The sequence below is a fragment of the Streptomyces sp. NPDC055078 genome (genome assembly GCF_053607985.1).
In genome coordinates, this window is record NZ_JBSGUP010000522.1 from 1 (window position 1) to 5,846 (window position 5,846).

The 5,846-nt window shown below is 71.6% G+C and carries 3 protein-coding genes and 2 pseudogenes; 3 read left to right on the forward strand and 2 right to left on the reverse strand.

Annotated features, from left to right (window positions below; all coding sequences use genetic code 11):
* Positions 1-373: 373 nt before the first annotated feature.
* Positions 374-1,285 (forward strand): annotated as a pseudogene (locus tag ACWF94_RS30975) (diguanylate cyclase domain-containing protein); the annotation flags it as partial.
* Positions 1,286-1,447: 162 nt separating this feature from the next.
* Positions 1,448-3,055: a histidine ammonia-lyase gene (gene hutH, locus ACWF94_RS30980; RefSeq protein WP_453495886.1), complete on the forward strand. Its 1,608-nt coding sequence runs from the start codon at positions 1,448-1,450 to the stop codon at positions 3,053-3,055.
* Between the two features lie 112 nt (positions 3,056-3,167).
* Here hutH and ACWF94_RS30985 read toward each other — a convergent pair whose 3' ends face one another.
* Entirely contained in the window at positions 3,168-3,437 is a 270-nt protein-coding gene (locus ACWF94_RS30985; RefSeq protein WP_453495889.1) for an LPXTG cell wall anchor domain-containing protein, read from the reverse strand.
* Between the two features lie 292 nt (positions 3,438-3,729).
* Here ACWF94_RS30985 and ACWF94_RS30990 point away from each other — a divergent pair, with 292 nt between their 5' ends.
* Entirely contained in the window at positions 3,730-4,992 is a 1,263-nt protein-coding gene (locus ACWF94_RS30990) for a L,D-transpeptidase (RefSeq protein ID WP_453495892.1), read from the forward strand.
* 142 nt (positions 4,993-5,134) lie between these two features.
* Here the strand turns inward: ACWF94_RS30990 and ACWF94_RS30995 are convergent.
* Positions 5,135-5,846, reverse strand: a pseudogene (locus ACWF94_RS30995) (hypothetical protein); the annotation flags it as partial.

The window sequence follows — 5,846 nt, forward strand, 5'->3', positions numbered from 1 at the left end:
GGGTGCTTCGGCCGCAGGCTCCGCGCCTCAATCGCCGGCGGGGCTGGGTGAGGGTGCTACGGCCCCCGATACGGCGGCGGGAGCGGGCGGGGGAGTGAGTGACTCCGATGCGGCGCCTCGGCCGTCCGCCGGGGCGGGTGAAGGTGCTTCCGGGCAGGGGGCCGGGCTCCAGGTGTCGGCCGGAGCGGATGGCGGTGCGTCTGAGCAAGGGGCCGGGGCCGGGCTCCAGGTGTCGGCCGGAGCGGATGGCGGTGCGTCTGAGCAAGGGGTCGGGGCCGGGGCCCAGGTGTCGGCGGGAGCGGATGGCGGTGCGTCTGAGCAAGGGGTCGGGGCCGGGGCCCAGGTGTCGGCGGGAGCGGATGGCGGTGCGTCTGAGCAAGGGGCCGGGGCCGGGGGCAAGGCGTCGGCTGGGGTGCGGGGGGAGACGCGGTATGCGCGGGGGTATCGGCATCCGTCGGTGCCGCCGGGGGAGCGGGTCGCCGGGCTGAGGCGGCGCAGGCGGGGGTGTTGTGTGGTCGCGCCGATCGTGTTGCACGGGCGGGCCTGGGGTGAGCTGTATGTCGCCCGCCCGCTCGGCGCGCCGGTCTTCGACCGGGAGGACGCCGACTTCGCGACCGTCCTCGCCTCCGTCGTGGCGTCCGGGATCGCCCAGACCGAGCGGCTGGAGGAGGTGCGGCGGCTCGCGTTCACCGACCCGCTCACCGGGCTCGCCAACCGCCGGGCCGTCGATATGAGGCTCGATGAGGCGCTGGAGCGCCACCGTGCGGACGGCTCGGTCGTCAGTCTCGTCGTCTGTGACCTCAACGGGCTCAAGCAGGTGAACGACACCCATGGCCATGCGGTCGGCGACCGGCTGCTCGAACGCTTCGGCTCCGTGCTGTCGCTCTGCGGCGCGATGCTGCCCGGCGCGCTCGCGGCCCGGCTCGGCGGGGACGAGTTCTGCCTGGTGTCGATCGGCCCCACCGCCGACGACGTGGTCCGGGTCGCCGACGAACTGTGCGTACGGGCCGGTGGCCTGGAGCTGGGAGAGGGCGTGGCCTGCGGGGTCGCGTCGACCGGCGACCCGATCGGCCAGGTCCGCAGCGCCCGCAGGCTGTTCCGGCTCGCGGACGCGGCCCAGTACCGGGCGAAGGCGGCCCGCTCCCCGAAGCCCGTGGTCGCGGGCCGTGACGGCACCGTACTGCGCCTCGCTGACACCCCGCCGCGTCCGCAGCAGCAGCAGGAGCGCCGCGCGTTCCGTGGCGTACCGCCCGAGGAGGCGGGGGAGCCGTGGAGCGAGCCGTAACACCGGTTGGCGTGCTCAGGACAAGGTGCCGGGCCCGGCCTGAAGCCCTGGACCCGAACCAGGGCCCGAATCAAGGACCAGGGCCCGAGCCGCCCCCGGCGTAAGGGGTGATCGCGGTCACCACTGATGACAGGCGGCAATTCAATCCGTACGCTTCTGAATATGGATATGCACACAGTGGTGGTGGGGACATCAGGTACCACCGCCGATGACGTCGTCGCCGTGGCCCGCCGGGACGCCAGGGTCGAGATCTCCGCCGATGCCCTTGACGCGCTGGCCGCCGCCCGAGCCGTCGTGGACGCCCTCGCGGCCAAACCCGAGCCCGTGTACGGCGTCTCCACCGGCTTCGGCGCGCTCGCGACCCGGCACATCGGCCCTGGCCTCCGGGCCCGGCTCCAGCGCAATATCGTGCGCTCGCACGCGGCCGGAATGGGTCCCCGGGTCGAGCGGGAGGTCGTGCGCGCGCTGATGTTCCTGCGGCTGAAGACGCTCTGTTCGGGGCGTACCGGCGTACGCCCGGAGGTCGCCCGGACGATGGCCGATGTGCTGAACGCGCGGATCACGCCCGTGGTCCATGAGTACGGCTCGCTGGGCTGCTCCGGGGATCTCGCGCCGCTGTCGCACTGCGCCCTCACCCTCATGGGCGAGGGGGACGCGGAGGGCCCCGACGGGCTGGTGCGCCCCGCCGCCGAACTGCTCGCCGCCCAGGGCATCGCGCCCGTCGAACTGCGGGAGAAGGAAGGGCTCGCCCTCCTCAACGGCACCGACGGCATGCTCGGCATGCTGGTGATGGCGCTCGACGACCTTAAGCGGCTCTACACCTCCGCCGACATCACCGCCGCGCTTTCCCTCGAAGCGCTCCTCGGCACCGTCAAGGTCCTCGCCCCCGAACTGCACGCCATCCGCCCCCACCCCGGCCAGGGCGTGGCCGCCGCCAATATGAGCGCCGTGCTCAAGGGCTCCGGGCTCACCGGCCACTTCCAGCAGGACGAGGCGCCCCGCGTCCAGGACGCGTACTCCGTGCGCTGTGCGCCCCAGGTCGCCGGAGCCGGCCGGGACACCCTCGCCCACGCCCGGCTGGTCGCCGACCGGGAGCTGGCGTCCGCCGTGGACAACCCCGTTGTCCTGCTCGACGGTCTTCCCCCCGGCTTCGCCGGGGAGACCCCCGCCCAGGTGGCCGCAGGCGCCGGGGGAGGCAGGGTGGAGTCCAACGGGAACTTCCACGGGGCGCCCGTCGCGTACGCCCTCGACTTCCTCGCCATCGTCGCCGCCGACCTCGGCTCCATCGCCGAGCGCCGTACCGACCGCCTCCTCGACAAGAACCGCAGCCACGGCCTGCCGCCCTTCCTCGCCGACGACGCGGGCGTCGACTCGGGCCTGATGATCGCTCAGTACACCCAGGCCGCCCTGGTCAGCGAGATGAAGCGGCTCGCGGTCCCGGCCTCCGTCGACTCCATCCCGTCCTCCGCGATGCAGGAGGACCATGTGTCCATGGGCTGGTCGGCCGCCCGCAAGCTGCGCACCGCCGTCGACGCCCTGGGCCGGATCATCGCCGTCGAGCTGTACGCCGCGACCCGCGCGATCGAACTGCGGCACGGGCTCACCCCCGCGCCCGCCTCGCTCGCCGCCATCGAGGCCCTGCGCGCGGCCGGTGTCGAGGGGCCGGGGCCGGACCGTTTCCTCGCCCCGGACCTGGCGGCGGCGGAGGCGTTCGTACGGGACGGAAGGCTCATCGAGGCCGTCGAACCGGTCACCGGGCCGCTCGCCTGAGCCCCGAGCCGCGAGCCCCGATCCCTGAGCCCCGATCCCTGAGCCCCGAGCCCCGCGCCGCCCGCCGTCGCCCGCCCGGGCCCGGGCGGTCCGGCGACGGGCGTACGCTCACTCACATGGGCAGGGATTCGCGGCGCCGTACGGCGTAGGTCACCAGACCCGCGCCGACCCCGAGGAACGCCGTACCGCCGATGACATACGGAGTGGTGTCGAAGCCGCCGGTGTCGGCGAGTCTCAGTTCGTGGGACGCCGGCCCCGTGCTGCTGTGCTGTCTCTCGGCGCCCCGCTCGGCGGTGGCGTTCGCTGACGGGACGAACCACAGCGCGCAGAGCAGAGACCCTGCTGCGGCGGCGGTCAGAAGCGGTCGACGTGCGATGGACACGGACACGATCTCCCTTGGGGCATCCTTGAGTTGGACGGATGCGCTGATGCTAGTGAAGGCGACGCGCCGTGGGAAAGCCGGGCCCGCCCGCCCCGGTTCGGGGCGTACCGGCCGGAGGGGCGAAGATGGTGAGGTGGGTGGGGGTGCGGTGGTTCGGGAGCGGGTGAGTGGCATTGCCCACACCCGGCGGGGAAAAGGAACCGGGAAGCCCGATTTGGGCGTCAACTAGATAGTTCGGTCAGAGTCCGGTCCGCGTCGCGGGCCAGACCCGGGCAAGGGGAAATCGGCGACGATGGAGAAGCGTGTGATGACGGACGGCAAGCGGCGCAGGGGCCTCATGGTCGTGTCCGCGGTGCTCGGCGGCGTGATGGTGCTGTCGGCCTGCAGTGACGGCGGCGACAAGAACGAGGGTGCCGACAGCTCGAAGAAGTCACAGGCCAAGGTCGACGAGGCGGCGGCCGAGAAGGTCTCCGCCGCCCGAATAGTCATCGCCCCGAAGAACGCCGCCACCAACGCGAGCATCAACAACGCCGCCAAGGTCACCGTCACCGAGGGCACGCTCACCCAGGTCACCATGACCGCCGCCGACGGCAAGACGGTCAAGGGCACCATCGCCCCCGACGCCAAGAGCTGGAAGCCGGACGCCCCGCTGGAGCGCTCCACCACGTACAAGATCGCCGCAGCGGCGAAGGACTCCAAGGGTCTGACGGCCTTTGAGAACTCCTCCTTCACCACGGTCTCGCCCGCCAACAGCTTCATCGGCAACTTCACACCGGAGGACGGCTCGACGGTCGGCGTCGGCATGCCGGTGTCGATCAACTTCAACAAGGCGATCACCGACAAGAAGGCCGTGCAGTCCGGGATCACCGTCACGTCCAGCAGCGGCCAGGAGGTCGTCGGCCACTGGTTCAACTCACAGCGGCTGGACTTCCGTCCCGACCAGTACTGGCAGGAGGGCTCCACCGTCACGCTGAAGCTCGCCCTGGACGGGGTCGAGGGCGCCGACGGTGTCTTCGGTGTCCAGCAGAAGACCGTCACCTTCAAGATCGGCCGTAACCAGGTCTCGACCGTCAACGTCGCCACCAAGACCATGACGGTCACTCAGGACGGCAAGACCGTCAAGACGATCCCGATCACGGCGGGCGCCCCCTCCACCCCGACGTACAACGGACAGATGGTGATCTCCGAGAAGTTCAAGGAGACCCGGATGAACGGTGCGACGGTCGGCTTCACGGACGACGACGGCAAGGGCGAGTACGACATCAAGGACGTCCCGCACGCCATGCGGCTGTCCACCTCCGGCACCTTCATCCACGGCAGCTACTGGGGCGGCGGAGTCTTCGGCAACTCCAACACCAGCCACGGCTGCGTCGGCCTGGCGGACGTCAAGGGCGCCAACGACCCCGGCAAGCCCGGTGCCTGGTTCTACAACAACTCGATGGTCGGCGATCTCGTCATCGTGAAGAACTCCAAGGACAAGACGATCAAGCCGGACAACGGTCTGAACGGCTGGAACCTGAACTGGTCCGCCTGGAAGGCGGGTTCGGCCGTCTGACGTCCGAGTCCCCGAGCACATCCCGTACGGAAAGTACGTCCCGTACATCCAGTACGGCCAGTACAGCCCGTGCGTCCCGTACGGCCATGAAGAAGGCGGCGCCCCCTGAGGGACGCCGCCTTCCGGCTGCCGGGCCGCGCGCTCAGCACCCCGATGGACGCGACAGCCCATAGTGGGAGTTCAGCCGGTACTCCCCGGCCTTCTCCACCGTCAGCCGGGTCCACTCGCCCTCCTGCCGTACGCACGCACCCTTCGCGCGCAGCCACGGCGAGTGGGCCACCCGTACGGTCACCGAACCGGCCGACGGCATCCGTACCACCAGTTCGGCCGCGTCGCCGCGGACCACCGTCGCCGGGGACGACACCAGCGGCACCGAGTCCCGCACCCGGTAGATCGTCCAGCCGTCGTCGCGCCAGATCCGCTCCAGCCACGCGGGTTCGCTCCGTACGATCGCCGCCTCGCCCTCGGCGGGCCCGTCCGGTTTCCCGTGGTGCAGCACCACATAGCCGACCGCCCAGTGATCGAGCCACTGCCGGTACGTCGCCGGGCTCAGCGTCCCGTCGTAGAACAGCCGCCCCCGCTCGACGTCGAGCTGCCGGTTCCAGCCGCGCGCCATATTGATGTGCGGGGCGAGCCGCGTGGCCTCGCGGTGGTTGCGGGCGGGGACGACCTCGACCCGGGTACGGTCGGCGCCCAGCCGGGCCAGCTCCGCCACGACCCCGTCGGTGTGCGCGGCCCAGGACGGGACGTCGTTGGAGACGCCCAGGTCGTCCTCCGTCTTGTCGGCGAGCCAGGAGGTGTTGACGGCGAGGGCGGCGACGAGCACCACCCGGGCGCCCCACACCCCCGCGGCC